The organism is Pandoraea sp. SD6-2 (genome assembly GCF_000389825.1).
Lineage (GTDB): Bacteria > Pseudomonadota > Gammaproteobacteria > Burkholderiales > Burkholderiaceae > Pandoraea > Pandoraea communis.
This window is the reverse complement of the sequence record NZ_KB944434.1, coordinates 147,468-173,598: the sequence shown is the minus strand read 5'-3', so window position 1 is coordinate 173,598 and position 26,131 is coordinate 147,468. Positions and strand designations below refer to the sequence as shown.

Here is a 26,131-nt window from a genome sequence, read left to right as displayed (position 1 = left end):
CGATTCTCCCCATGGTTAGGGGAAAGTCCAATCCCGACGCTCGCGCTTCTTGCTGCTGGATGTGTTGAGGGAAGGGATTGGCGGCGATGCATGATTGATGCCCTTTCTCAGCTTTCGCCCATGGATCAAAGTCCATTCCCGCACGCAAACTTGCCCGCAACATGCATAGCGCGAACAAATGAGTGAGGAGAATTGGAAACAATGAACACTGCCCTGCCGGTAACTTTTCTATCGTATATTTTCGGGATGCTATTGATAGGCTTTATCGCCTATCGTGCAACCGATAACTTCGATGACTACATCCTCGGAGGGCGCAGCTTGGGCAGTCTGGTTACCGCGCTATCCGCCGGAGCCTCCGACATGAGTGGTTGGCTACTGATGGGGTTACCGGGTGCAATATTTTTGTCGGGTATTTCGAAAAGTTGGATCGCTATCGGCTTGACAATTGGTGCGTATCTCAACTGGACGTTGGTCGCAGGGCGGCTACGTGTACATACCGAGGCCAATAACAATGCCCTGACGTTGCCTGACTACCTGACCAGCCGTTTCGAAGATGGCAGCAACCTGCTGCGAGTGATCTCTGCCATTGTTATCTTGGCTTTCTTCACCATTTACTGCGCTTCTGGCATCGTGGCCGGCGCGCGCCTTTTCGAGAGCACCTTTGGCATGAGCTATAACGTAGCTCTCTGGGCCGGCGCATCTGCGACCGTTCTCTACACCTTTGTTGGTGGATTTCTGGCGATTAGCTGGGCCGATACCATCGGTGCAACTCTGATGATCTTCGCCCTGCTTCTGACGCCAGTGTTTGTGGTCCTTGCTGCTGGTGGCGTTGACGCCTCGATGCTGGTGATAGAGGCAAAAAACGCAGCGAATGTCGACATGCTCAGTGATCTGGACGTTGTCGCTATCTTGTCGTTGCTTGGTTGGGGGCTGGGCTATTTCGGGCAGCCCCACATCTTGGCTCGCTTCATGGCCGCTGACTCCCATCACACCATTCGGCATGCCAAGCGCATAAGCATGACTTGGATGGTTTTATGCCTGCTTGGCACTATCGCAGTCGGCTTTTTCGGTATCGCCTACTTCGAAAACAATCCCACCCGAGCCGGTAGCGTTCTAGCGAACGGTGAGCGAATCTTCATCGAGCTTGTACTTCAATTGTTCAATCCCTGGGTGGCAGGGATACTGCTGTCCGCCATCCTGGCCGCAGTGATGAACACCTTGAGTTGTCAGCTATTGGTCTGCTCAAGCGCGATTACCGAAGATCTGTACAAGGCGTTTCTGCGCAAAAGTGCTAGTGAGAGTGAACTGGTGTGGGTGGGGCGCCTCATGGTGTTGTTGGTGGCGGTAGTGGCAATTGCGTTAGCCGCCAATCCGAAAAATCGCGTGCTGGGTTTGGTTAGCTATGCTTGGGCGGGTTTCGGCGCGGCCTTTGGCCCATTGGTGCTGATTTCGGTAACGTGGTCGCGCATGACTCGAAATGGTGCGCTGGCGGGCATGCTGGTCGGTGCGGTGACGGTTATCGTTTGGAAGCAGTACGCATGGTTTGGGCTCTACGAGATCATTCCTGGCTTCCTGTTCAGCGCCATCACTATCTTCGTCGTAAGCCTAGTGGGGCGTCCCCCGTCGTTTGCTATGACGACTCGGTTCAGCCGGGCGCGCGCAGAGCTTCATGCAGCGTAGTGGTGTTGGCGGCGACAAAGACTGCGCGACGAATTCGAGAATGGGAACTCAATCTCGAAGGCTAGCGTGGACTTTTTGCCAAAAATGGATCTGGCTAACAGCAAAACAAGAGGCTTGATCTTTTAGAGCGGACGGGGGGCAAGGAAATGCAAAGATCGGAGAGGGCCTCACATGAAAACGGAAGTTCTTTACGCGCTCTATTTGATCGCCATCGTCACAGAAGCGATGTCTGGTGCCATTATGGGAATGCAACGAGGCCTGGACCGTTTTGGATTGGTTTTTGTCGGGGTGGTGACGGCATTAGGTGGGGGCACAATTCGTGACATCTTATTGGGACACCACCCGCTCGTCTGGATTTCGCACCCCGAGTACCTGTTGCTAACTATCGGTGCCGCGACATGTGCATCCATTCTGATTAAGCATATCCACCACTTGCGAAAGACCTTCCTTGTGGTGGACGCCGTGGGATTGGTGACGTTTACTATTCTTGGGTGCGATATCGGGATGATAGTCAGCGACAACCCTGTGATCGTCGTGCTGGCCGGTATGTTCACTGGAATTGCCGGTGGAATGTCACGTGATTTACTTTGCGGGCAAGTTCCATTGGTTCTACGCCGAGAAGTGTATGCGAGTGCAGCATGTCTATGTGGAGCCATATATGTTCTGCTGTTGCTCTTCGGTGTGAGTAGCAGTCTCTCCGCGGCAGTGGCTTGTATAACCGGGTTTAGTGCACGGATGATCGCTTTGCGATTCGGGTGGCAATTTCGTACCTTTGAAAATGACGCTTCTCGCGGGCCGATGCACTGATGATTATCGACGCCCGATGAAAGAGGGAGTTGACTGTTGTGATTGGTCGAGAACGGTGGGGAGCGGCAACAGAATGGAAATATTTGGCGTGTGAGCGCCCGGTGCCGGCCCGTTGCCGGGAGTGGTGACACCAAAAGAAGGAATCACATGCGTTTGTTGCTTGCCCTAATTCTTCCCTGGTTGCAATTTTTTACTATCGGACGTCCGTTTGCCGGTATCGTTTGCTTGCTACTTCAGCTCACGGTGATCGGGTGGATTCCTGCTGCTATCTGGTCGGTGTATGCGCTCAGCCAGTACAAGACCGACAAGAAAATCGAGCGCACGCTCGGGAGTGGTGGATAAGTGCGCAGAAAGAGCTATCGATAATCCCTTCGTCTTGGGCGAAGGGATTGCCGCATTGCCGTCCTTCAAGCATTTGTATAAAAACGTGGGTTTGGGGGCGGCATTGCCGGTGACAATTTGATCGAGACCTTCGAATAGCGCTCTCTGAGTCGTTTCAGCTAGTCTTTAGCTGACCAAGAAGATGCAGATGCGGCATTGCGGTGCGTCGAAATGGCTCGCTCGCATGGCGTCGTCCTGACTCATGGCTGTCCACTGGCCTGGCATGGCGGGTTCAACAAAATTCGTGATGGTCCAGTTAGCATGGGATGTTTTGCAAACGCAGCCTGTTCCCAGCCATGTTCGATGGAGCAGCTAGAGCGTCCAGCTTTAGTCTAGACATATTCACATCTCGGATGTGGCCCCCACAAGGTCAATTTCGGCTTGCTCTAGCATCCAGTATTCGATCTTGTCGTGCCACATTCGAAGCATATCGAGTGGTCGGCGCCGATAGTGCTTCTCGGCTAGCGCCGAGGGCTTATGCCCCTGAATCTGTGCGACGACGCCAACGGGAACCTCGCACCACTCGGACAGTGTGCCGAATGACCGGCGTAGGCCATGCAGCGTCACGTGAGGTAGGCCGGCTGCTTCGATTGCCTGATTGTGTGCATAGCGTGGTTCGGCAATCCGACCCTTCTCGGCGTTGGGGCTGTGAAACACCCAGGGCGACGGCTCCCATTTCAGCCCGCGAGCTTCCAGGCTGCGCAAGCGGCGCCCGCTTGGGGGTGTTTCATTGAGGTGCTTTAGATTGAGCAGCAAGGAGGCCAGGTAGGGCGTGAGAGGAATCACTCGGCCGGATTCGATCTTGTCCGCGATCTTGAGGCTTCGCCACTGGAAGTCCACATCTTCCCAACGCAGGGCGGCGAGCTCCTCTCGACGCGCACCTGTGATGAGCAAGCCCTGCAGGTATGCAGATTGCACTGGATTGTGCAAAGTGCGGACAGCGGAGAACCATGCGGCGAGTTGCTCTCTTTGCAGGCTGTCGCCTTCCTTGGTGCTAATGCCAGGCAAGGCCCCGGTGACTTTGGGGGAGGTGCAGCAATCCGATGGAATGATGCCTGCGTACTTGTCCTCGCCTTCGCACCACTTCGCGAATGCCTTGAGCATGCGGAATGCGTAGGCGGCGCTGGTCGGCCGGGCTGGCGCTTCGGATTCCAGCCATGCGCCGACTGTCTTGGCCGTAAGGCTGGACAGCTTTACGGCCATCAGCGAGTAAAGCGGCCCGCGCTCCGTTTGCTTGCGGCCGCGTTTGGTCAGTTCACCGCCTGGTGCGGCGAGTTTGAGGTGATCATTGATATAGCCGGGGGATCTCGGTTTCTTTGTCTTTGGCGAGATCTTGGTGCGTAGGGCGTCGAGATAGTTGGCCCACGCGTCCGCGACAATCACGCTTTCACGGATTACCGTTGCTCGCCTGGCCTCATGGCTGGCACGCTGCTCCGCCTTCACTTCGCGCGGGTCATGGCCGGCATCGACGAGTGTTTGCAGTCGGCGTGCTTCTTCTTGGGCCTTGCTGATGGTCCAGCTACGCGGGTCGCCGATGGTTAGGCGAACTGTTTGCCCGTGAATCTTGCTTTGGAAGATGTAGGACTTGGCTCCACCTGCGGTAACGCGTAACCCAAGGCCGGGCGACGCAGAATCCCAGAGGAAGGCTTGTGCTTTGTCTTGAGGGCATTGATGCGCATCTACGCGCGCGGAGGTGAAGTTGACTTTGGCCATTCTGAATCGGGAAGTCGGGTTGCATGGCTGCATGTAACCACCATGTAACCCGATTGTGCGGCATTCGATCAATCTCGGTCAATGCGGACATCGTCATGCGATGCAAAAAATCCTTTATTTATAACGGTTTGTCGATTTCTCGGACATCGATCAATGTCGAGAAATACCATTCTCCACTGATTTGTAATCATCAGGTGGCGGGTTCGAGTCCTGCAGCCGGCACCAAATACCGAAGCGGGTCCCAGAAATGGGACCCGCTTTTTTTTGTTCTACAAACGCGCCGCAGTTCTACAAATCCGCCGACAAGCCCGTTTATTTTGTCACCTGATCACGCGGGGTCAGAGCAAGTCTGCGGCGTCACGAATGCGTTGAGCGGTTGACGGAAGACCGCTGCGCTCCAGAGCTTGGGCGAAATCTTCCACGTTGGATTGTGGCTTTCGACGTCTGGCACGCATTTGCTTGAACGCCGTCATTGCCCCAACCGAATCCAGATCCCATTGGTTGATGATGAACCTGTCTGGATCGACTATCTCAAGACCGTATTCCGATGCGATTGCATCGGGGAAGTCGCGACGATTCGATGTCACGATGCAATCTGCGTGACCCGCAATGGCGGCGGCGAGGACATGCCTATCGTCACAGGGTCTGGCAAAGTAAAGCTCCCGATGAGAGGCGTCCATGCAGCCTCCGGTACCTCCCAGTCTGGAATTGCGTCACGCATGCAATCTCTGCGGAATTGAAGCTTGCCTTTGAGTTCCGGGCGCTGTTCTTCAAGCGACGCGATCCATTCAGTCTCAATCATTTGGGTCCACTTCGCAGCAAAGAAGCCAGCAGTCGCCAAACTCATCAGCGCGTCAGTCGTTGCAAGCGGAAACAGGACACATGCGTCAAGAAGAGCCGTATAGCGTGCGTATCCTGCCATCAGTAGTCGAGTCCCAGCTCACGCGCGTTATCAGCCATCCGTTCTAAGGCAGTTGTCTGTTTGCTTCGCATATCGTCTCTGTAAGCCATGAGGTCTTCAAACGCGATTCGACGGTGAGTCCCGACCATTCGATGTCGCAATCTTCCGGCCTCTATTTCCTTTATGAGAAATGGACGTGAAACGTTAAGAAGATTTGCCGCCTCAACTGTCGTGAACTCACGGTTAGCCGGGCTAAGGAGAATCGAACGCCCTTCGCTCATCGCTCCTAGCAACTGGCCGATCAGCTTCAGCGCTGCCGGAGGCACTTCAACAGTGGGATGCTCCCCCTTATCCGTCGTAAGCGTAATGGCGGCCGCGCGAGAGTGATCCAACGCTTCCATAATTGCACCATATTGGTGCTTTTGGTTGGGCGCCGCGTGGTGTGAAGCCGATGAGCGGCATGAAGTGAAACGGCAGTCGTCCGGACAAGTTTTCCGAAATAGGAAATCTAAACGCCTGCCGAATCTACTTGGTTGGCGTAACTTTGACGCCTCGCCTTCGAACGTAATGCTCAGTCATGGTGGAGGGAAGACGACGAGACGCAGGTAAAACCTCGTCGTCATTTGCTGTCGGGTTGTCAGAGTGAGATGTTCTCAGGCCACAGATAATAAGCACCATGCCGGGACTTCGCGACAAACTCGATGCCCGCACTTGCCCCTTGAGTCGAGAGGACATATTCGCCGTGTTGTAACTCTAAGTACCCGGCAGCGACAGCACGTTCCAGAAGTTCGTTCGTGCGCATGCCAAGACGTCTACCAAGTTTTGACGACGTGAGCTTTTCAATTGTCAGGCTAGCAGCGCGATCCTCCTTCGCCACCACTTCTGCGCAACTTTCGACAGGACGTTCCAACGAAATGCGGACTTCTTCGCTGATACGAATAATGCGTTGGGCTTCCGACGTCTCCCCCGATTTGAGTGGCGCGGCGATTTGGAGTCCAATCACGTAGTCAGGAGATTGGACATGAAGAAGAGATTCACCGACGAGCAAATCATCGTCTTCCTGCGGGAAGCCGAGACGGGAATACCGGTCAAGGAACTATGCCGCCAGCACGGCTTCTCCGAGGCCAGTTACTACCTATGGCGCAGTAAGTTCGGCGGCATGAATGTATCCGACGCGAAGCGGCTGAAGGATCTGGAGGCCGAAAACGCCCGGTTGAAGAAACTGCTGGCGGAATCGCTGCTGGAGAATGAGGTGACGCGCGAGGCGTTGCGAAAAAAGTGGTGAGCGCACCGTCCCGCCGAGAGCTGGTGCGCCATATGACCGATAGTGGCTTGAGCGAACGCCTGGCCCTGCGGGTAATCGGCATGAGCGCAAGCGCCTATCGTTATCAACCATCGCCGGATCGCAATGAGGCCCTGCGAGCGCAGATCGTGGCCTTGGCTCAGCGGCATCGTCGCTATGGCTCGGGCATGATCTATCTGAAGCTGCGGCAGTCAGGCATGACAGTCAACCACAAGCGGGTTGAGCGGCTGTATGCCGAAGAGAAGTTGCAGGTGCGTCGCCGCAAGCGCAAGAAGGTGCCGGTATCGGATCGTCAGCCGCTGGGGCGACCGTCGGCTGCGAATCAGGTTTGGTCGATGGATTTTGTGTTCGACCGAACGGCGGAAGGCCGTGTCATCAAGAACCTGACAGTGGTCGATGACGCCACGCATGAGGCTGTGGCCATTGTGCCGGAGCGGGCGATTGGGGGGCTAGCGCTAACGCGAATTCTGGATCGTGTGGCATTGCGCCGTGGTTTGCCGCAAGCGATTCGTGCCGATAACGGCAAGGAATTTTGCGGTCGGGCGATGCTGAACTGGGCGCACGAGCGAGGCGTAAAACTGTTCCTGATCGAGCCGGGCAAACCCAACCAGAATGCCTACATCGAATCGTTCAACGGACGCTTCCGGGATGAATGCCTGAACGAACACTGGTTCACCAGCCTGCCGCATGCCAAGGTGGTGATCGAGGCATGACGACGGGAATATAACGAGGAGCGGCCGAAGAAATCACTGGGCGGATTAACGCCGGCAACCTACGCCCGGAACCTGGCGGAAAAGCAGTTACATTAACCCTCGGACTCTAGAGCTCAGTGCTACTGAAGACGGGGGGACGTCGGGAACACCGCCAAGCTCAATGGAGAGTGTGTGGGGAGAGTCTGGCGACAAACGGTATTACGGTCACTTGTTCCTGATCGGAGCGCAGCAGCTTCGGACGTTGTCCATACTCGCTGGCTTTAGCTCGATGAAGGTTCATCGAACCGAGAAGAGTGCGTCGTCGCAATGGTTGATGCTGCCGCTCTACCCGGCGCTACTTGGGATCAGCTACCGAGCATTCCGTCGCGCCGTCAGAAAAACGGATGGGAAGGCCTATGCCTGCGAAAAGATGGATCAACTGAAGCTGAACGTCGGCGGCAGCGTGCTCACCAACAAGTTCTTGATTGTTTCTCTGACGAAGTAGCAACGGACACGTTAAAAAAATGTGCAATCGCGTTGGCAGGTTGATCGCGGTACCTGCTCCCATATTAGTTGAGAGTTACACGTTCCCTTGCGAACGGGTGATGCTGATTTTTGGTTGTGGTCCGCGCGCTATGCGCGATCAGAACTGTGCGGTAAGCGAGAATCCGACCGTAGTGTGTGCGGTTTGAAAGGAAGTGGGCTTATAGATAGGGGTGCCGACAAATACTTCACCAGCGACAAAGCCGAACGGGAGTTTGGTATTGCCGCGTACGCCAATGGCTGCGCCCGCAAGTTGTGTCCCAGCCAAGTATTGCGCGTTGGGACCGCTGACACGGCCATAGTCCACACCCGCAAACAACGACACACCGGATGTGCCCAACGTCCATTGCAGCTCATTGCGCCAATAGAACCCCTTCTCGGCCGCGAGAGATGTTTCGCCGTCGAAGCCACGAACCGTATAGCGGCTGCCGATACTCATGTCGTCGATGTAGTGCAGAACGTCGTTGGTGAACTGGCCGTGGAACGTGGTGACGTAACGCAGTGGCAACTGGCCGAGCGGTAGCGAGAGGTTCGCGTCAAGTACCGCCATCTTGAAGCGATACGTCGGCGTGCCAGGCAAGGCGTTATCCGGCGCTGCCCCAAGCCCCGACACACTTTGCCGATAAGCAAGGGTGCCGTCAAATTGCCCGGCGCCGATGTAGTGACGATCCGAGATCCCGAACTCGATGAAAGTGTTGTTCCGGTACTGCTGATCGATTTCAGCATCCTCGAGGAAACTGCGTCCAAAGCGCTTGCTCAATCGGACATGCGCACTCAGCACATTGCTCTGGCTGCGCTGAAGTACGCGCGACAGTTTGAAATCGAGATTCTGCGACTGTCCACGCGTCACGAAGGTATCGTTCACGCCTGCAATTTGCTGGTTATACCGATTGGCGTAAGCCGCGACTGTAGCGGTCCAGAATCCCCACGGAATCGAGTAAAAAGCATTCCACCCGTTCGACCCGAAGCGTTTGTCAGCGAGCGAGAGATCATGTGTCGCACCAACGTTCAGGATGTCGTTCAGACCCAGGGGGTTGTCGATGCCGAGGGCGAGGTTACCCTGTAATTTCCCTGTATCGCGAGCCCCTGAGTTGTCGACCGAGGCGACGACACTCCATCGCTCTGTTCGCTTGATGTCGATGACGACATCGCTTTCTCCGGGCACTTCCGTCGGCACGATCTGCATCGTCACGTCCTGGCTTGCGACGCGCTTCATCTGCTCAAGCCCCTGCTCAAGGTCTCGCAGTTCGAGGAGATCGCCCGGGCGCGTGGGAAACGCCGTACGCCAGGTGCCGTATTGCGATGCATCGGAGAAGCGGATGTCCCCGATGATGCCGGGAACGAGCATGAGCTTCAGTTCTCCGGTCGTCAGGTCCTGCTCGGGCACGAGAACGCGTGTCGTCACATAGCCCTTGGCCAGAATCGCCTTAGTGAGCCCCGCCGTTATCGCTGCAATGCCCTCGCGGCCGACGCATTCGCCCCGATAGTGCGCGAGCCAGTCCGTTGCGAACGCAAATGGATCAAGAGGAAGCAATGACGCACCAGCGGCTTGCGCACGTTGCGGGAGTGTCTCGGGAGCGTGCAGCGAAAACCTCTCGACCGGAAAACATGGGGACTCCACGGGAAGCGCAGGGAATCCGTCTGCAGCCGGAAGCGCCAAGCGCACCGTTGGCGTATTGATCGCGGCGGCGCGCTCCTGTGCCTGACGTTGCTGCTCGAGCAGTTGCTGCTGTCGCGCATTCGACGCAGCCGCATCGATGACCGGCGCGGGCGACGGCTGCGCCGTGGCCTCGAATGACAGCGGGAGGGAGAGCAGAGCCAAAGCCAGGCGACGAAGCTGTGCTGTGGACCAACGTGATGCGAAAGTCATTACGAGGCAACTGAAAAGGATTCTCGGAGACAAGACGAGCGCCAGCCCGACCCGAAGTGGTGGATCGAAAAGCGAAGTCAAAGACAGGAGGCGTGTCCTATTGGACGACCTTGAATCAGGTGTCGAAGCGCATTTGAATCCCCGGCGATAAAAATTCGGATTATTAGTTTTTCCGGATGTTACCGCTATTGATTACTTTTCGGAAGATAGTTTGGCATAGCGAAATAATAATGAAAAATTTAGTAATATTCGGCATGCGAAGTTTGTAACGATAGAAGTAGAGCATCGGGCAAAGACCCTAACAAAAAACAGTCGTACAAAGATCAGATGAAAAAACACACGAATCGGCGCGCGCGGGGCGCGCTTCGGGGAAGCCCCTTGGAAATTGGGCTGCAGCACGGCCTGGTACGTGCGTTGGTGCTTGCGCAGATCATTGCCCCGATTTCGGTTCGGGCGCAGGTTGTCCCGGCGCCGGGTGGGCCCAGTGTTGTGCAAACCGCCAACGGTTTGCAGCAGGTCAATATCACCACGCCTACGGCCGCGGGCGTATCAAAAAACGTCTATTCGCAGTTCGACGTGCCGCGTCAGGGTGTCATCCTGAACAACTCGCCGACGATCGTGAACACGCAGCAAGCGGGGTACGTCAACGGCAACCCCAATCTCGCTCGGGATCAGGCTGCGCGCGTGATCCTGAATCAGGTCAACAGCAATTCCCCGAGTCAGCTACGGGGTTATCTCGAAGTCGCGGGCAAGGCCGCGCAAGTCGTCGTGGCGAACAGCGCGGGAATCATGGTCGACGGTGGGGGTTTCATCAACACCACGCGTGCGGTGCTGACCACCGGTATCCCAATCATGGGTGCGGACGGCAGCCTCGCTGGCTATCAGGTCAACGGCGGACGTCTGGTGATTCAGGGAGACGGGCTGAACGCGGCGAATGTCGATCAGGTCGACCTCATCGCACGTGCCGTTCAGGTCAACGCTGCGTTGCATGCAAAGCAACTCAATGTGGTGACGGGCACGAATCGTGTCGATCACGAAACGCTTGCGGTGCAGAAGACGACGGGCGACGGTGTCGCACCGGATGTGGCAGTGGACGTCGGTCAGTTGGGCGGGATGTACGCGCAACGCATCTTTCTCGTGGGCACGGAGAACGGTGTCGGCGTCTCCAACAAGGGCGTGATCGCGGCGCAGGCTGGCGATCTCACGTTGACGACCGAGGGCAAGCTCGTCACGACTGGAAAGACTGAGGCGACGGGCAATGTGAGCTTGAACGCCCGGGCAGGTATCGACAATCAGGGCAGTGTCTACGCGGGCGGATTTGCAGACGTCCGCACTGGCGGCATCCTTGATAACAGCGGTGTGCTGAGCGCCGCGGGGAATCTGATCGCGCAGGCCGCCGGGTTGACATCGAGCGGCACGCTCGGTGCCGGTATCGATGCCGACGGTCAGGCGACGCTCGCAGGTAGTCTGACAGTGACGGCATCCGGAAAAGTGGTTGCAACGGGCCGCAACGTCGCGCGTGGCGACATGACAGTTGTTGCCGATACGCTGGACCTTTCCGGTAGCCGTACAGATGCCAGTCAAAGCCTGTCGCTGACGTCACAGGCCGGCGATATCGACCTCCAGCGTGCCATTGTCACCGCTTCCAATGCGCTGCGCGTGAAGGCGGCGCAAGGTCTTCTCAACGCTAATGGCGCGCTGTCGGCCGACACGATCACATTGGCGGCGTTGGGCCGTATCGATAACAACGACGCACAAACGGCCGCGAGAACACGGCTCGACGTCACGGGAGCAAATCTCGACAACCAGCGCGGTCTGTTTCAATCGGGCGGGCTTCTCAAGGTCAGGGGGGCAGCGCTGAACAACACCGCCGGACGCGTCGTATCGCTCGGCGGCGACGGAACGTCCATCGATATCGACGGCGAATTGCGTAACGCGGCGGGCGCGAACGGACTCGGCGCCCCCGGAGGGGTCATCGGCACCAACGGCGACCTGCGTCTGCATGCCGGTTCGCTGATCAATGCTGCGCAACTCGTCGCCGGGACGACGATGACCCTTACGTCCGGACAACTGGACAACACCAACGGAACACTTTCCAGCGAGCAAATCGACGTGAGCGCCGAAGGTGTTCTGACCAATCGTCAGGGCGCGATTTCCGCGACGACATCGACGCTTCGCGCCGGGCAACTCGTCAACGATCATGGACTGATCGACGCGGACACCCTGTCGCTGACAGTGTTGGGGGATGCGTCCAACCGTTCGGGAGAGATCAAGCAGTACGGCGATTCGGCGCAGACCGTCAAAGTCGGTGGGGTGCTGGACAACACTGCAGGCACGGTGGCAACCAAGGCCAGCGGGCTGACACTGAACGTCGGACAGTTGGTCAACGATCAAGGGAAGATCAGCCATCTCGGCAACGGTACGTTGTCGGTCATATCGACTGGCGACGTCACGAACATGACGGGGCTGCTGGGCAGTCTGGGTGCGCTTCGGATCTCTGCGGCGCGCATCGATAACACAGGCGGAGAACTTAGCGCGAGCGATGTCGTATGGCTCACCGCGACGAAGAACATCGTCAATCGCAGCGGCGGGGTCGTGTACGGCGCGAATAGTCTGACGGTTGCGGCGGACACCGACATCGACAACGCGGCAGGATCGATGCAGTCGGGGGGAGCCGTCAAGCTGGATGCCAACGGCACGCTCACCAACACCAGCGGTCGTATCAGTGCCAATGGCGCGCACGATGCACTGACGGTGACCGTCGGTAGCCTCGTGAATGCCGCCGGGCAACTGACGAATGCCGGAGACGGCGACACTACTGTGACGGCGGCTCGGGATGTCGGCAATGCCGGAGGAACGATCGGTGGCAACGGCAGGCTGAGCGTCGATGCGGCGACTCTGAGCAACCTCTCCGGAGGCAAGATCATTGGCGGCGGAGATGTTCTGCTGGGTGTCGTCGGCTTGCTCGACAACTCGGCGGGGCAGTTGTTCGGCGGCACATCGCTGACGGTGACGCCAGCCACCGCGCGCGTGACCAATTCGGGCGGGACCATCGAAAGTCGTGGCGACGTCTCGTTGCAGATCGCGTCGCTCGATAACGGAAGCGGGGTCATCCGCTCGAACCGCGACGTGGGTGTGGGCGGCGCCATGAACGGTGCCGGACAAATGACGGCCGGTCGAAATCTGACGCTTGCTGCCGTTGGCGACTACGTGAACGCATCCGCCAACCGTCTGCGTGCGGACGGCATACTCAAGTTGACGTCAACGGGGCGCTTCACCAACGATGGCACGCTAACGGCGCCCGGCACGCTCGACGTACAAGCCGCCCAGATCATCAATAACGCGAATGGCTCGATCAATGCGACGACGACACAACTGAGTGCCGCGGGCCTGTTCTCCAACTCCGGCAGCATCAGTGGCGATACGGTTCGACTCAAGGCGAACTACTTCTTCAATGGCTATGGTGTGCTGGGCAACGATGTGCAGATCAATGCCGTCGATATCGAGAACAACAGCGCGTCGGCGATCATCGGGGGCGCGAAGCGACTCGCGCTGTATGCGTCGAATTCCGTCTCCAACTACGACGGGGCATTGCTCTACAGCACGGGCGACATCGAGATTGCGCATGACGGCACACGCGATGGGCAGGGGCTGCTCGCCAATCAGATGGCGTTGCTGATCAACCGTTCAGCCAGCATCGTTGCCGATGGCAATCTGGACATTGCGGCTCGCGTCATCAACAACTCGCGCACCAGCATCGTGACGCAGCCCGGAACGCCACAGTCCACGACGCAAGGTTTCAGTCTTTACACGGCGGGGCTGACTGGTGGCGATGAAACGATGATGCACATGAGCCTGACGTTCCCCGAATGGTTCTGGAGCGGAGGCAGAGCGCCGATATCGTCCTCACTTCTGGAGAAGCTTGCCAGACCGCTGACGGTCAACATTCCGAAGTCGCAGGTGACGAATGTGGATCTCGCGGCGAAGACCTTCAGTCTGACGAAGCCGCTCGAAGAGTCTTATCAAGACATGACGACGCAAGGACAGGGGGCGTGCGACGACCATGGCCAGTGTGGATCGTCCACTAAGACACGCGAAGTCGGCAAGAACCCGACCCAGTACTTCAACAGCATCGTCGATAACGGGGACAGCTACCGTATCGTGTTCTGGCCGGACTGGGACCCGAATACGATGATTCGGCCGGATCAGGCGATCTCGCGCGGCGATCTGGGGATCGACCAGCGCGACTACAACGAGATCACGCGCATCGTCACGACGACGCGAACGCGCGACGAACTCATTAGCGCATCTCCCGAAGCGAAGCTCCAGGCGCAAGGATCGATTCGCATCAATGCCGATGGCGGTGCGATCAACAACCAGTCGTCGACGATGACGGCAGGGCGCGACCTCATTCGACGGGCGACCGGCGGGTCCGTCAACGACGTTGGTATCACGTTGCAAGAGACGGTGACGCAAACGCAGACGTCGACTTTCTACTGGCATCAGAAATCGGGCGGCGACAGCGATCAAAAGACGGTGGCCTATCCCGTCACGCCGTTGCCACCGACCACACTTGCGTCGCTTCCCGCGATTGCCGTGGGTAATCAGTCGGTGCAATCCTCCGGCCGGAATATCGCAGTGTCGAGTGTGGACCGTTCCGGTAATACGGTGGGTAGTGCAGGTGTGACCGGGGGGAATGCGACGGGAACGCAGTTGGGCAATTTGTCGGGCGCGGTGGTCAACCGTCAGACCCTAGGCTCGTCTGCGCAGGCGATTCCCGGCCTGACGTTGCCAAAAAACGCGCTGTTCCAATTGCGTTCGGCACCGGGGCAGGCCTATCTCGTCGCCACGGATTCGCGTTTCACCGATTACGGCAAATTCATCTCCAGCGACTACATGCTCACTGGACTGAATCTCGATCCGCAGACAACGCAGAAGCGCATCGGCGACGGCTTCTATGAAACGCAACTGGTGCGGGATCAGATTACGGCGTTGACCGGCAAGACACTGCTGGCCGACTACACGAACTATCTCGATGAGTACACGGCGCTACTCAACAACGGCGTGACCTACGGCAAGCAATTCGGGCTGAGCGTGGGTGTGGGGCTGTCGGATGCCCAGATGAAGCAACTGACCAGCGACATGGTGTGGCTGGTTTCTCAGGACGTCACGTTGCCCGACGGCTCGGTGCAATCCGTGCTCGTGCCGCAGGTATATCTGGCGCAGGCCAATACCGTCGATCTGACGAACACGGGCGCGCTGGTCTCGGGCGGCAGCGTCAAGCTCGCTGCGACGGGCGACGTGAAGAACAGTGGCCAGATCGTCAGCGACACGGCAACGACGATTCTCGGCGACGCCATCGTCAACCTCGGCGTCATCGGCAGCGGTGGCACGACCGCGCTTTCGTCGCTCGGCGATATCCGGAACACCGGCGGACGCGTCGGCGGCAAGGACGTCGTAGTGCAGGCCGGTCGTGACCTCATCAACGAGTCGACCACGCTCACCCAGACGGCAGGGACGGACAACGGCGGAAGCTTTACATCGTCGGCGTCGGCCACAGGTATCGGTGCGGTCGGCATCATCTCGGGATCGAACAGCGCCACCGTCGTGGCGGCGCGCGACGTCACCCTTAATGCGGGCGCGATCGCCAGCGATGGCGCTGTGGTGGTCGCGGCGGGGCGTGACATCAACGCAAACACGTTGACGGTCGGCCAGTCGCAGACCGTCGGTACGACCGATGGACAGAACGGAGGGAACGACGTCATTGTGCAGAACGTCGGCAGTGCGATCTCCGCTGGAGGCAATCTGACGACGGTCTCAGGGCGCGACACCACGTTGAGCGGAACGACAGTTGCCGCGGGTGGCAATGCGACGGTACTCGCGGGCAATGATGTCACGGTGACGGCGGTCAAGGATTCGCATACGCACGATGAGCGCTCCTTCGGTGGCTCGTTGCAGTACACCAAATCGTCTCTGGATGAGGCGGTCAATGGCGCCTCCGTGAGCGCAGGCAACCACGTGCTGATCGGCGCGGGGCAGATGAGCGCGGTCGGTGGCGTACTTGGTGCGTATCAGATCAGTCCGGTCGCGGCCTCGTCGGGCACCGGAAATCTGTCGGTGCTGGGTTCATCCGTGTCGTCGCAGGGTAATGGAACCATCGCATTGGCGGCGACGGGCGACGTCAATATTGGCACGGTGACGGAGACCCACGACAGCCAGAAATGGCAGCACGACAGCAGTTCGGGATTCCTCTCCAAAACGGAGGAGACATCTTCGTCCAGCTCACATCAGACGATTGCGGTGGGCTCGACGGTGTCGGGCAATGCGGTCGGGGTGTCGGCCGGACGAGACCTCGTCGTGAGTGGGTCAACGGTCGTTGGCACGCAGGACGTCGCCTTGCAGGCCGGACGCGACGTGCGCATCGAGTCGGCGCAGAACGAGAGCCAGAGCAGCTCGTTCTACGAGAAGAAGAGTTCCGGATTGGGTTCGTCGGGCGGTGTGGGTATTTCGTACGGCAAGAACGAGCAACGCGATCGAACCAACGACAGCAGCGTGACGCAGACAGGCAGCATGGTGGGCAGCCTGAACGGCAATGTCAGCGTGGTGGCGGGCAACGACCTGCTGGTCAGAGGCAGCGACATCATGGCGGCTGGCGATATTACTGGCATCGGTCAAAACGTCACGATCGAATCGGCGCTCAATCAGCAGCATCATGACGAGACGCATGAGTTCAAGAGCTCGGGTTTTACGCTGGCGGTGAAGTCGCCGGTCATTGATGCGATTCAAAACGTCACCAATCAGGTCAAATCCGCAGCGGATTCCGGGGGTGATGCGCGTGTCTCGGCGCTGCGTGGATACGCTGCGGCAAGTGGCGCTTATGGCGCTTACAACGAGGCCACGCGAGCGGTTGATATGCTTGCTGACCCGAAATCGGCGGCGAAGCCTGAAGCCAAGGTGGAACTGAGCTGGGGTTCGTCGAGCAGCAAGTCGACGTCGTCGTTCGATAGCACGGAAAACGTCGCAAGCAACATCAAGGCAGGAGGCACCGCCGCATTCATTGCCACCGGGGATGCGGCTTCTGGTAAAGGCAACGTCAACATCATCGGATCGAACATCGATGCGAAGGATGTCCTTCTGCAAGCCAACAACCAGGTCAATGTGCTCAGCAGCAAGGACACGGAGTCGACGCGCAGCGACAACGAGTCGAAGGGCGGCAGTTTTGGTGTGTCGTTCGGCACGAGTGGCTGGGGTGTATCGGCATCGTTCTCGAAGTCCAACGGCGACGCCAACTCGGATTCGACTTTCCAGAATAACTCGCATATCAATGCGAGCAATACGGCGGTGATTGTGAGCGGCGGCGATACGAATATCGTCGGCGGCAACGTGAATGCGGACAAGGTGATTGCGCGTGTGGGCGGCGATCTGAACATCGCCAGCGTGCAGGACACGAGCGAGAGTTCGGCGCATCAGGAAAGCATGGGGGGTGGTCTGAGCCTCAGCATGGGAGGCGCGTCGGGCAGCTTCGGCTATTCACGCGGCAATGCGAGCGGCAACTACGCCGGTGTTGTTGAGCAATCGGGGATTCAGGCGGGGGCGGGCGGGTTCGACGTCGACGTCAAGGGCAATACGGATCTGAAGGGGGCCTACATCGCCAGCACGGCAGATCCGTCGAAGAACCAACTGACGACGGGCACGCTAACGTTCTCCGATATCCAGAACCATTCCGACTACAGCGCGAACAGCTTCGGCTTTGGCGGCGGGGGCACGTTCGGCAACGGCGGCGCTAACGAGCGTACGACGGGGCCGAGCTCGGGCAAGAACACGGGTGGCATCGCACCCATGCTGCCGCAGTCGGAGAGCGGCAGCGAGCGAGGTGTGACGCGCAGCGGCGTGAGCGAAGGCACGATCACGCTGACGAACGGCGCGAATCAGACGCAGGATCTCGCCAGTCTGAACCGCGACACGTCGAACCTGAACGAAACGGTGAACCGCACACCGGATTTGCAGAACCTGCTTAACGATCAGTCGCGCCTGATGGCGGCCGCGACGGCGGCCGGGGAAGCGGTGGCGCGGGATATCGGGACGTATGCAGATAAGAAGCGAGAGGCTGCGCAAAAGCTAGCCGATGCCACGACCGATCCGGAGTTGAAGGCGCAGTATCAGAAGGAAGCTGACGACTGGAAGGAGGGCGGTGACTACCGTGCGGCAATGCACGCGGCAGGTGGAGCGATCATCGCAGGCTTAGGAGGCGGGAATGCCCTGGGTGGTGCGCTAGGCGCAGGGCTTACGTCGAAGCTTGGTGGCGCGCTGAACGAACTGAGCGAGAACATTCAGAAGGCACATCCGATGGGAAATGCCGACATTGATCAGGCGTTGGCACAGATTGTGGCGACGGGCGTTGGCACTGCGGTGGGGGCAGCGGTTGGTGGAAGTTCTGGGGCGTTCACCGGGTATAACGTTGATCGGTTTAACCGGCAGTTGCATTCTCAAGAGAGCGTCGTCATCTCGAAGCTGGCGAGTGAAAAGGCCGAGCAAGTATGTCAGGGAGATGCTGCCTGTATCGGGCAAGCCACTGTCTACTGGACAGATGTCCTCGAACGCACTGCCAGGGGGCTAGTTGACGATGCGGAAAATGAGAAAAACCTGGTCTACCTTCAGAGGATGATGCAAGCGGCAGGGAGCAACAATAGTATCGGTGCTCAAGGAGGTGTAGCGCAGTACCTTGCGAGCATGAAAGAAGCGCAGGACATGCTTTCATCATTCATGGGGCAAACAATCCTTGTTAAAGGAAGTCCTGTGATCTCTGATGGATCTCCGCAGACCTATTTCAGTGCGACGGGCGAACAGCGAGCCAACCCATACACAAACTACTTACTTGGCAGTCAACCACCGGGATCGATCATTCTGGGGATGGAGTTGCGAGATCAGAGTCGTCTAACTTATCTAGCTACTCCTAACGGCGCGGCACAACCGGTCTACCCACTGGAAGAGTGGCTCATCGGAGGGAAACTTGTTGATACGCTGATTGGCACACTTGGGCGACTGTTGTCGTCGACAGATATCGCAATCTTAGGGCGTGCCTCCGCTTCAGCCGGGGGGAATATTAGCGCGCAGCAGATCACACGGGAAAGCACGCAACTTCGACTTACGTCCGCCGATCGTACACTCTTGTCACAATTGGATACGGTCGCCAATACTGCCCTTCAAGGTGATCTTCGGGAGTATGTGGTCAATAACTATTTCGTACGGAATGGTTTCAAATCGATGGAAGGGAAGTGTGGTGGCAGCAATTGTTTTGATGGTGTGTACATCAAGGGTGACACTCTCTATGTGGTGGAGGTTAAGCCGTTGAAGAGTAATGGGTCGATCAAGTTGAGTGCCGAGAGTGGAAATCTTCCGACGCAGATGAGTGACGGATGGATAGAATCGGCTATTGATCGACTGGGTCGAGGATCTAATGATCAACGAGCGACTGCTGCTGCGATTCGATCCGCGATCGAGGAGAATAGATTGGTGAAGATTGTGGCAGGTGTCAATTCGGATGGCGTGACCGCGGTCAGACTAAAGTGAGGTGAAACATGAATGACGAATTTTTTCGTAAAAATATACATGGATACGAAGCTTCAAAACAAAGCTTAAGTGAAGTTGAGAGAAAATTTTATAATGGAAAGATCGTGGTTTCACCGGCTTTTTTGTCAATGTTGAGGTCAGATCATCTGAATGTTGCGATATATGATTATTTTTCGGGTGGGGATGAGTTGAGTTTAAAGAAAAATCTCTATGCTGCGAGCGAGCTTACGGTAGAGATTTTGAAAAGTGGGGGGGCGAATGCGTTCTCGACAGATATTGAAATATTTTGCTCGTTGATGTCGGATTGTGATTCTATTTTGTTTGATATATGTAATTTTGATGGTGAAGGTTTTTCAAAAAACAAAAATAATCCATTGCTTCATCAGTTTGTATCTCATATGTACCAATTGGCAATTAGATCTAATTGGGATGAGCTGCAAAATAAAATTTATAAAATTTCTAAGAACGGTAGAAAGGACTGGAGAAGTAATGCGATAAATGGTAGGGATTTTTTTTCCCTGTTGATTGCTCGGGATGTAAGGGGGCTTGAAAAATCTATTTCGGAAAAGGTGTCGGAAAAACCTTTGCGTCCGGTGGTTGATGGAGTGCTCTCTGTTGCGGCAACTTTGGAGGCGAAAATATGTTGGAGGCACGGGATTGAGGTGGAATTTGAAAGTTCATTGATTCCCGCAAATTTGCTCCCTGTAAGGCCACTGCCAGAATATAAAAATTCTTACGATTTCATGTTTGAAAAAAAGAAGGATGATGGTGGTGTTGCAAAAATTCTTAGAATGATCGGAATTCATCGGTAATTAATGAATTTTGTTTATAAAAATAATACGAAACGGCGAAGTGATTCGGACTTGGTGTTTGCCATAACGAGTAATCGACGAGAATTATCATTCGATATTCTTAAAAAACTCTCACATCAATACGGGCAAGACGGCAGTGATTGTGAGCGGCGGCGATACAAATATCGTCGGCGGCAACGTGAGTGCGGACAAGGTGAATACGCGTGTGGGCGGCGATCTGAACATCGCCAGCGTGCAGAACATGAGCCAGAGTTCGGCGCATCAACAGAGTGTGGGTGGCGGGTTCGACGTCGACGTCAAGGGCAATACGGATCTGAAGGGCGCGTACATCGCGAGTACGGCAGATCCGTCGAAGAACCAACTGACGACGGGCACGCTGACGTTCTCCGATATCCAGAACCATTCCGACTACAGCGCGAACAGCTTCGGCTTTGGCGGCGGGGGCACGTTCGGCAACGGCGGCGCTAACGAGCGTACGACGGGGCCGAGCTCGGGCAAGAACACGGGTGGCATCGCACCCATGCTGCCGCAGTCGGAGAGCGGCAGCGAGCGAGGTGTGACGGCGAGGCATCGTCAACCAAGATGGATCTCCGATCTCGATAGATCAAATTGAGAATGCTATGCGCTCAGCCAATAACAGCGCCTACGGTGAGACCGCGTGGACGGGAATGGTAGTGCCGCTCAATGCCGACACAAAGGCAAAGGAGATTTACGATAGTACCGGCATGCGTGTTTTCATCGATACGTCCGGAAACAAGTATCTTGTCCAGAATGCTGCGATGCTATCCCCACCTCCCGATGCGTTGCGCGACCTGATCGCAACGAATACTGGGGGCGGAAGTTCGCCGTACAGCTGGAACGTATCGTCGTCTGAGAGTATTGGGCGCTCGCACGCCGATTTGCCGAATAGTCAAGGTAACGGGCCGTTTTCACCGGGATTTAATACGGGGGACTATTCAGCAGGGTTGGGCACAAGTGGTCGTGGTCTTAAGCCCGACTACGGAACATTGAATACCGGAGCCTTATCTGGGGTTGTGACCGGCGTCATCAATTTCTACGATGGATCTACCTATCTATCAGGAGGCGTGGCTCAAACAAATCCATCTTCAATTTCTTGGCGGCCTGGTTTAAGCGCCACCGTTGGCTGGATCTTTGGTGTTGACAGCGCCAAAGGAACTAGCAGTTTCCTTGCAGGGGACGGCAATCAGATGTTCATTTCCATTCCAACACCTTTTAGGGTTAACGTTAGTGGTGCGATCACCCATTCGTACGGAGGGGCGACCGGGATTGAATTTGGCATCGGTACGCTAGGTCCGCTCACCGTCGGCGCACAGCCTTGGGGGCATTCCACTCAGGTAACGGAACCGTTGAAATAAGGGAGGTAATTATGGCTGCAGGCGGAGGACCAACCCCAGAGCAATGGGAGAAAATGAGTTCAAAAGATCGAACCGTCTATTGGGTATGTGTTGCCGTAGCGTGCGCAATCTTGGGGGGCTATGGCAATCAAAAGTTTTTTTCTAAGGTGCATGTTAGATGCCTACGGGAGGAGGCGCCGAGTCTGTCATCCATGTTGTTTGTTTGACGAAAAATGGTTGTGTGCGACGAGAGGCTAGCTCCTGCCGTAGCAGAAGAAAAACTTGACGCAATGTCCGGGATGGGTTGACCACTACAAACATCGGTAGCGTACGTTGTCTTGCAGGTCAGAATAATTCGATTAATTGAATAATTTGCAGCGGTTGCTGAAAGGTTTCGAATGGGTGTGACGAAGACCAGAGCATATTTGATGCCAACGGGGAATGCGCGAGTATCAGCGTGGGCAGTAGCAAAAGAGCGGGATGCCGTCTATCGAGGCGGGTCGAACGGCCGAACCTACTACAGCCTTCATAGAGAGGGGAGGAGAAAGCCCATGGCTCACGTCTATCCCCGTGGAGACATGCCGTTTTTTCGCTACATAAATAGCTCAGACGAGCATGACGGTGGCGCGGGCGAGTCGTTGGAACATTTGCTCTTCAAAGAGGCTATCTCATTGGTCGAGAAAACTAGGCTTAGCCTTGGTAAGTTTCGAGACCATAGCATTAGGGTGACGCATGCGGAGACCGAGAAAGAGATTCGGTATTCCGGAGGAAGCTACTTCGCCGATCTTTACTTGAGATTCGAATGCGACTCCGAACTCAGTGTGAAGTGGTCGAACGAAGTCTACATCGAGATTCACAAAACACACCTTGTAGATGCCAGCAAAATCGACGAAGTCAGGCGGCAGCGGATTCCTATGGTGGAAATAACGATTCCCGACTCGCTGTTGTATGAGTTTGGCGAGACTGGTACCACCGATGAAAGAGAGGAAGCTTACCGACAGAGGATCAAACGCATGCTCGAGAGCGACAAAGGATTCCTGTCGGCAGTTGTGCTGAGTAATCCGAGTTCCGTTGAGTACTTGGAGGCTAAATTGTCGGAGGCGATGTCCACGACCCGAAGGGCAGAACTTACTGCTAAGACGGCAATTGACGACGTAGCTTCATTGCGCCTTTCGAAGCAAAGATTGGCCGGAGACCTGCAGGCAGCACAGGCAGGTGTGGTGAGCATGCGCAGTGAGATGGTCGCTGCTAACGAACGAGCCAACGCCCAAAAGGGGGAGGCGGCGACGCTGCGAATGAAGTTGATTACCCTGACGACAGAAGTGAGTACCTACCGCGCGAAGGTACAGAAGCTCCACATTGGCATGATTTCGATGGGGGCGACAATCGTGATTCTGTTTTTTTGCTTGCTGGCGACGGTATTGCGCTCGTGACCACGGCCGTTTCCGGCGAGGGCCAATGATTACGGCAACCTTTGACAGTCCTGAGGGCCTCAGGGTTGCCGAAGAAGTCACGCTGAGGCGCAAGATTTGAACTTCACGAGGATGCAGTGAGCATAAGTAGGCTCGGCGACCATTGCGCTAGAGTCCATCAACGTTCGCTGCCAGCCGCTGACATTCAGTGAGGTTGTTGGTACTTTTGTTGGTACTATTTCTTTAAGATAATAATATATTATTTAAATTCAATGCATTGTTGTATATTCGTGAGTCCTGCAGCCGCACCAAATAAAACAACGGGTTACGTGATTTTCACGTAACCCGTTTGTCTTTGTGGCCGGCCAACGGTAAATCTTCGATGCGGTACGCTGTCGAGAACGGTACATGGCAACCATCGTCAAGCCTCTCTCAGGCACCTGAAAGGCAGTTATCCGATAGATCGGCCGGCCGACCACAGCAAAAACTTTCCCAACAAAACGCTAGGCCGTACGTTGTACGTCACACCAGCTATCCCTGGCATGACCGCGCACCACTTCGCATTTCCCCAGCGAACTCTCCGCCTCGGGACAGGGTCAGGAGGGGGCTCACACCAAAACGTCAAATCTTCCACTGTGGTGTAAGCCGCACCGCCCACTCAAATTTCCACAGACCAGACATCACGTCGCAATAGCTGCCCGCTTCTCTACGAGAGACGGTGCCGTTTCTTTCAGACTGATCGCGACGAAGAAGCCGACCGCCAGGGCAATGAAGCCGAGTACGAGGATGTACTGGATTCCATAGTGTTTAGCCACATATCCGGCAACCGCCGGTGCCACACCGCCACCAAAGATTTCACCCACGCCGACGACGAGGCCCGATGCCGTCGTCATCAGCGTGGCCGGAACGGATTCCGCACTCAGCGGGCCAACCGTCAGTGTGATCATGCTGAATACGAACAACAGCGTCATCATGAGGTAGACGAACAACTGGGTAGGCTTCGCGCCGGTTCGCGAAAGAAGCGTCAGAAAGATCGCGCAGCCGATCACCGAGAGAACCATGACCGGTTTGCGCCCCAGACGATCCGACAGTGCCGGCATTGTCACCGTGCCCAACATCCCGCCGAAACCGATGGCCGACAGCACGTAGCCCATCTGCTGCATGTCCAGATGCAGATAGTCCACGAGATAGTTTGGGAACAGTGCCGTCAGCACGACCAGGCAAGTCAGCCAGCAGAGCATGCCGACCAGATTGAGACGGATGTTCCGGTAGCGAAATACATCGCTCCATTTATGCGCCGTGGCGTCATGCGTCAGCGTGTGCACCGCCGCACTCGGTGCTTTCGTATCACGCAGTACCTTCCACAGTAGGAACGCAACGACGAGACCGGGAATCGACACGATCGCGAAAATCGAATGCCACTGCATGATCTTGAGCAGTTGAGTGACGAGAATCGGTGCGAGCCCCAGACCGAATAGCGGCAGCGCCATCTGCTGAATGCCCACGTTACGGCCATGACGGCTCGGATGCGAGGCATCGAGCGTTGCCGTGATGCTAGTCGGCGTGCATGCGCCTTCGGCAAGCCCCATCAGGGCGCGGATAAGGACCAGCGAACCCAGACCAGTCGCCACGCCGCTCAGCCCGGCCAGCAGAGAAAACACCACGATCGCAGGGATGATCACGCGACGATGACCCACGTGATCGGAAAGATTGCCCATAAAAATCGAGGACACCCCCCAGGCGACCGACAGCGCGCCCGTGATGTATCCGAGATCCTGATAGTCGAGCTGAAGGTCTTTCATCATGATCGGGAAGAGCGGCATGATCATGAAGCGATCGATACCCACCAGCCCGAAACCGAGCGAAAGCAACAGTACCGCTTTCCATTCATATGAGGTGTCCCAGCGGGCACCGATGTTCGTGTTCATATCCATGTCTCCAGATGGTTTTCTCTTTGCACGTCAGAAGAACGTTTGCATGCCAACTCGACCGATGAGCTGACGTGTGCTGCTCGACTGCGCCTCGCCGTTGACCCAGGCGTTGTGCTGTCCTGCGACATCGCCGCCCGTCCACTGATAAACGCCCTCCACGTACAGTGTCGTGCGCTTGGACAGCGAATACTGCAAAGCGGACGTGATCTGCTGAGCCTGGTTGTGCTCGAGCTTGGCGTTACCCTTCATGTACTGATAGTTCAGGCCCAGCCGCCAGAACGAATTGAAGGAATACAGACCGCCGACCTGGCCGACCTGCACCATGCCACCTGTCAGCGTGTTTCTCGTATTGGTGTACAACACATTGAGATACAGGGAGTCGAACGCCTGGCCGACACCCACGCCGAAGTTCCGGATGCCGTCGCGACCATCGCTCATCGAGGCATAGCGTGTTTCGTTATACGCAGCGCCGATGCCAAAGCTCCCTATCGCGTAATTCACGCCGAAGCCAACCGTGTTGTTCGACGAAAACGAACCGGCCGTGTTGCCGAAGCCGTACAACACGCCGAATCGCAAGCCGCCGAAACTCTCGCTCGTGAGCTTGACGGAATTTGAAACCTGAGACGTACCGGCCGTTTGGTCGAAGTCGAACGAACCCGTCGGGTTATGCGGGATACCCAGTGCGGAGAACGGCCCTTGCCGCATGTTGTATAGGCCGCCATACATAAAGGTTCCGTCGAGCTTGGCAGGAGGAAAGAACAGAAAATCGGCCATCAGGTTGTACTGTCGGCCGAACGTAACTTGCCCGATTCCGTTCTTCTCGATCCCGACGAGTGCCTGCCGCGAGAACAGATTGCCTGAGCCGGCAACCAGGCTCCCGTTGTTGACCGAGAACTGCGAAGCCAAATGGAAAACGGCTTTGTAGCCACCCCCCAGATCTTCCGAACCGCGGATGCCCCACAGGCTCGGCGTCCAGATCGAATCCTCAGCATTGAATGAATGTCCAGCGCCCGCGTTCGATACGTAGCTCAGGCCGACATCCATCATTCCGTACAGAGTGACACTGCTCTGCGCATGTGCGGCCGACGCAAAAACAAACGGCGCAGCAAGGTACAAACAAACTTTCCTCATCAAGATCTCCTTTCCATGACGTTATTTTTT

16 protein-coding genes and 1 pseudogene are annotated in these 26,131 nt (G+C 56.6%); 10 read left to right on the top strand and 7 right to left on the bottom strand.

All coding sequences use genetic code 11. From position 1 onward, the window contains the following. Positions 1–201: 201 nt before the first annotated feature. The 3 genes from putP (at position 202) to C266_RS09485 (ending at position 2,829) form a co-directional block, all read left to right on the top strand. A complete protein-coding gene (putP, locus tag C266_RS09495) occupies positions 202–1,680 on the top strand; it encodes a sodium/proline symporter PutP (RefSeq protein WP_010808775.1) in 1,479 nt (492 codons plus the stop codon). A 171-nt stretch (positions 1,681–1,851) separates the two neighbouring features. Then, on the top strand, positions 1,852–2,487 hold the full coding sequence (locus C266_RS09490) for a trimeric intracellular cation channel family protein (protein WP_010808774.1): 636 nt from the start codon (positions 1,852–1,854) through the stop codon (positions 2,485–2,487). A 147-nt stretch (positions 2,488–2,634) separates the two neighbouring features. Beyond that, the gene (locus C266_RS09485) at positions 2,635–2,829 is read left to right on the top strand and encodes a YqaE/Pmp3 family membrane protein (protein WP_010808773.1); all 195 of its coding nucleotides are present in this window, start codon (positions 2,635–2,637) and stop codon (positions 2,827–2,829) included. A 381-nt stretch (positions 2,830–3,210) separates the two neighbouring features. Here C266_RS09485 and C266_RS09480 read toward each other — a convergent pair whose 3' ends face one another. The 4 genes from C266_RS09480 to C266_RS27355 all read right to left on the bottom strand — a co-directional run bounded on the left by C266_RS09480 (position 3,211) and on the right by C266_RS27355 (position 6,530). Beyond that, positions 3,211–4,581 carry an integrase family protein gene (locus tag C266_RS09480; RefSeq protein WP_010808772.1) on the bottom strand — a complete coding sequence of 457 codons (1,371 nt, stop codon included), beginning with the start codon at positions 4,579–4,581 and terminating at the stop codon, positions 3,211–3,213. A gap of 338 nt (positions 4,582–4,919) precedes the next feature. After that, positions 4,920–5,261, bottom strand: a complete 342-nt coding sequence (locus C266_RS28040) for a hypothetical protein (RefSeq protein ID WP_010808771.1) — start codon at positions 5,259–5,261, stop codon at positions 4,920–4,922. A 241-nt stretch (positions 5,262–5,502) separates the two neighbouring features. Further along, positions 5,503–5,883, bottom strand: a complete 381-nt coding sequence (locus C266_RS09470) for an excisionase family DNA-binding protein (protein ID WP_010808770.1) — start codon at positions 5,881–5,883, stop codon at positions 5,503–5,505. A gap of 236 nt (positions 5,884–6,119) precedes the next feature. After that, positions 6,120–6,530: a hypothetical protein gene (locus tag C266_RS27355; protein WP_144265764.1), complete on the bottom strand. Its 411-nt coding sequence runs from the start codon at positions 6,528–6,530 to the stop codon at positions 6,120–6,122. On the opposite strand from C266_RS27355, the pseudogene C266_RS27350 reads away from it, so the two are divergent. Both C266_RS27350 and C266_RS09455 read left to right on the top strand, forming a co-directional pair. After that, positions 6,504–7,594, top strand: a pseudogene (locus C266_RS27350) (IS3 family transposase). The gene C266_RS27355 and the pseudogene C266_RS27350 sit on opposite strands and share 27 nt — an antisense overlap. Before the next feature lie 64 nt (positions 7,595–7,658). Further along, positions 7,659–7,982 carry a hypothetical protein gene (locus C266_RS09455; RefSeq protein WP_010808767.1) on the top strand — a complete coding sequence of 108 codons (324 nt, stop codon included), beginning with the start codon at positions 7,659–7,661 and terminating at the stop codon, positions 7,980–7,982. Positions 7,983–8,120: 138 nt separating this feature from the next. On the opposite strand, the gene C266_RS09450 is transcribed toward C266_RS09455, so the two are convergent. After that, complete coding sequence (locus C266_RS09450) at positions 8,121–9,890, bottom strand: ShlB/FhaC/HecB family hemolysin secretion/activation protein (protein ID WP_010808766.1); 1,770 nt, start codon at positions 9,888–9,890, stop codon at positions 8,121–8,123. A gap of 378 nt (positions 9,891–10,268) precedes the next feature. On the opposite strand from C266_RS09450, the gene C266_RS09445 reads away from it, so the two are divergent. The 5 genes from C266_RS09445 to C266_RS09435 all read left to right on the top strand — a co-directional run bounded on the left by C266_RS09445 (position 10,269) and on the right by C266_RS09435 (position 23,060). Then, positions 10,269–19,460 (top strand): hemagglutinin repeat-containing protein, encoded by a 9,192-nt coding sequence (locus C266_RS09445; RefSeq protein WP_010808765.1) that lies wholly within the window; start codon positions 10,269–10,271, stop codon positions 19,458–19,460. Positions 19,461–19,468: 8 nt separating this feature from the next. Further along, positions 19,469–20,272 carry a hypothetical protein gene (locus tag C266_RS27345; protein WP_144265763.1) on the top strand — a complete coding sequence of 268 codons (804 nt, stop codon included), beginning with the start codon at positions 19,469–19,471 and terminating at the stop codon, positions 20,270–20,272. 136 nt (positions 20,273–20,408) lie between these two features. Further along, complete coding sequence (locus tag C266_RS09440) at positions 20,409–20,885, top strand: hemagglutinin repeat-containing protein (protein ID WP_010808764.1); 477 nt, start codon at positions 20,409–20,411, stop codon at positions 20,883–20,885. Positions 20,886–20,892: 7 nt separating this feature from the next. After that, positions 20,893–21,648, top strand: coding sequence for a polymorphic toxin type 22 domain-containing protein (locus tag C266_RS27340; RefSeq protein ID WP_144265762.1), 756 nt, complete (start codon positions 20,893–20,895; stop codon positions 21,646–21,648). 530 nt (positions 21,649–22,178) lie between these two features. Continuing rightward, positions 22,179–23,060 (top strand): hypothetical protein, encoded by an 882-nt coding sequence (locus C266_RS09435; RefSeq protein ID WP_010808763.1) that lies wholly within the window; start codon positions 22,179–22,181, stop codon positions 23,058–23,060. A gap of 659 nt (positions 23,061–23,719) precedes the next feature. Here the strand turns inward: C266_RS09435 and C266_RS09430 are convergent. Both C266_RS09430 and C266_RS09425 read right to left on the bottom strand, forming a co-directional pair. Next, positions 23,720–24,967, bottom strand: a complete 1,248-nt coding sequence (locus tag C266_RS09430; RefSeq protein WP_010808762.1) for an MFS transporter — start codon at positions 24,965–24,967, stop codon at positions 23,720–23,722. 33 nt (positions 24,968–25,000) lie between these two features. Continuing rightward, the gene (locus C266_RS09425) at positions 25,001–26,101 is read right to left on the bottom strand and encodes a porin (protein ID WP_036662305.1); all 1,101 of its coding nucleotides are present in this window, start codon (positions 26,099–26,101) and stop codon (positions 25,001–25,003) included. Positions 26,102–26,131: the final 30 nt, after the last annotated feature.

Coding starts and splice junctions, on each gene's coding strand:
- C266_RS09490 (WP_010808774.1), top strand. CDS start 1,852: ATGAAAACGGAAGTTCTTTACGCGCTCTATTTGATCGCCATCGTCACA.
- C266_RS09430 (WP_010808762.1), bottom strand. CDS start 24,967: ATGAACACGAACATCGGTGCCCGCTGGGACACCTCATATGAATGGAAA.
- C266_RS09485 (WP_010808773.1), top strand. CDS start 2,635: ATGCGTTTGTTGCTTGCCCTAATTCTTCCCTGGTTGCAATTTTTTACT.
- C266_RS09470 (WP_010808770.1), bottom strand. CDS start 5,883: ATGGAAGCGTTGGATCACTCTCGCGCGGCCGCCATTACGCTTACGACG.
- C266_RS09480 (WP_010808772.1), bottom strand. CDS start 4,581: ATGGCCAAAGTCAACTTCACCTCCGCGCGCGTAGATGCGCATCAATGC.
- C266_RS09425 (WP_036662305.1), bottom strand. CDS start 26,101: ATGAGGAAAGTTTGTTTGTACCTTGCTGCGCCGTTTGTTTTTGCGTCG.
- C266_RS09435 (WP_010808763.1), top strand. CDS start 22,179: ATGGCTCACGTCTATCCCCGTGGAGACATGCCGTTTTTTCGCTACATA.
- C266_RS09455 (WP_010808767.1), top strand. CDS start 7,659: ATGGAGAGTGTGTGGGGAGAGTCTGGCGACAAACGGTATTACGGTCAC.
- C266_RS09450 (WP_010808766.1), bottom strand. CDS start 9,890: ATGACTTTCGCATCACGTTGGTCCACAGCACAGCTTCGTCGCCTGGCT.
- C266_RS27345 (WP_144265763.1), top strand. CDS start 19,469: ATGAATGACGAATTTTTTCGTAAAAATATACATGGATACGAAGCTTCA.
- C266_RS27340 (WP_144265762.1), top strand. CDS start 20,893: ATGCGCTCAGCCAATAACAGCGCCTACGGTGAGACCGCGTGGACGGGA.
- putP (WP_010808775.1), top strand. CDS start 202: ATGAACACTGCCCTGCCGGTAACTTTTCTATCGTATATTTTCGGGATG.
- C266_RS28040 (WP_010808771.1), bottom strand. CDS start 5,261: ATGGACGCCTCTCATCGGGAGCTTTACTTTGCCAGACCCTGTGACGAT.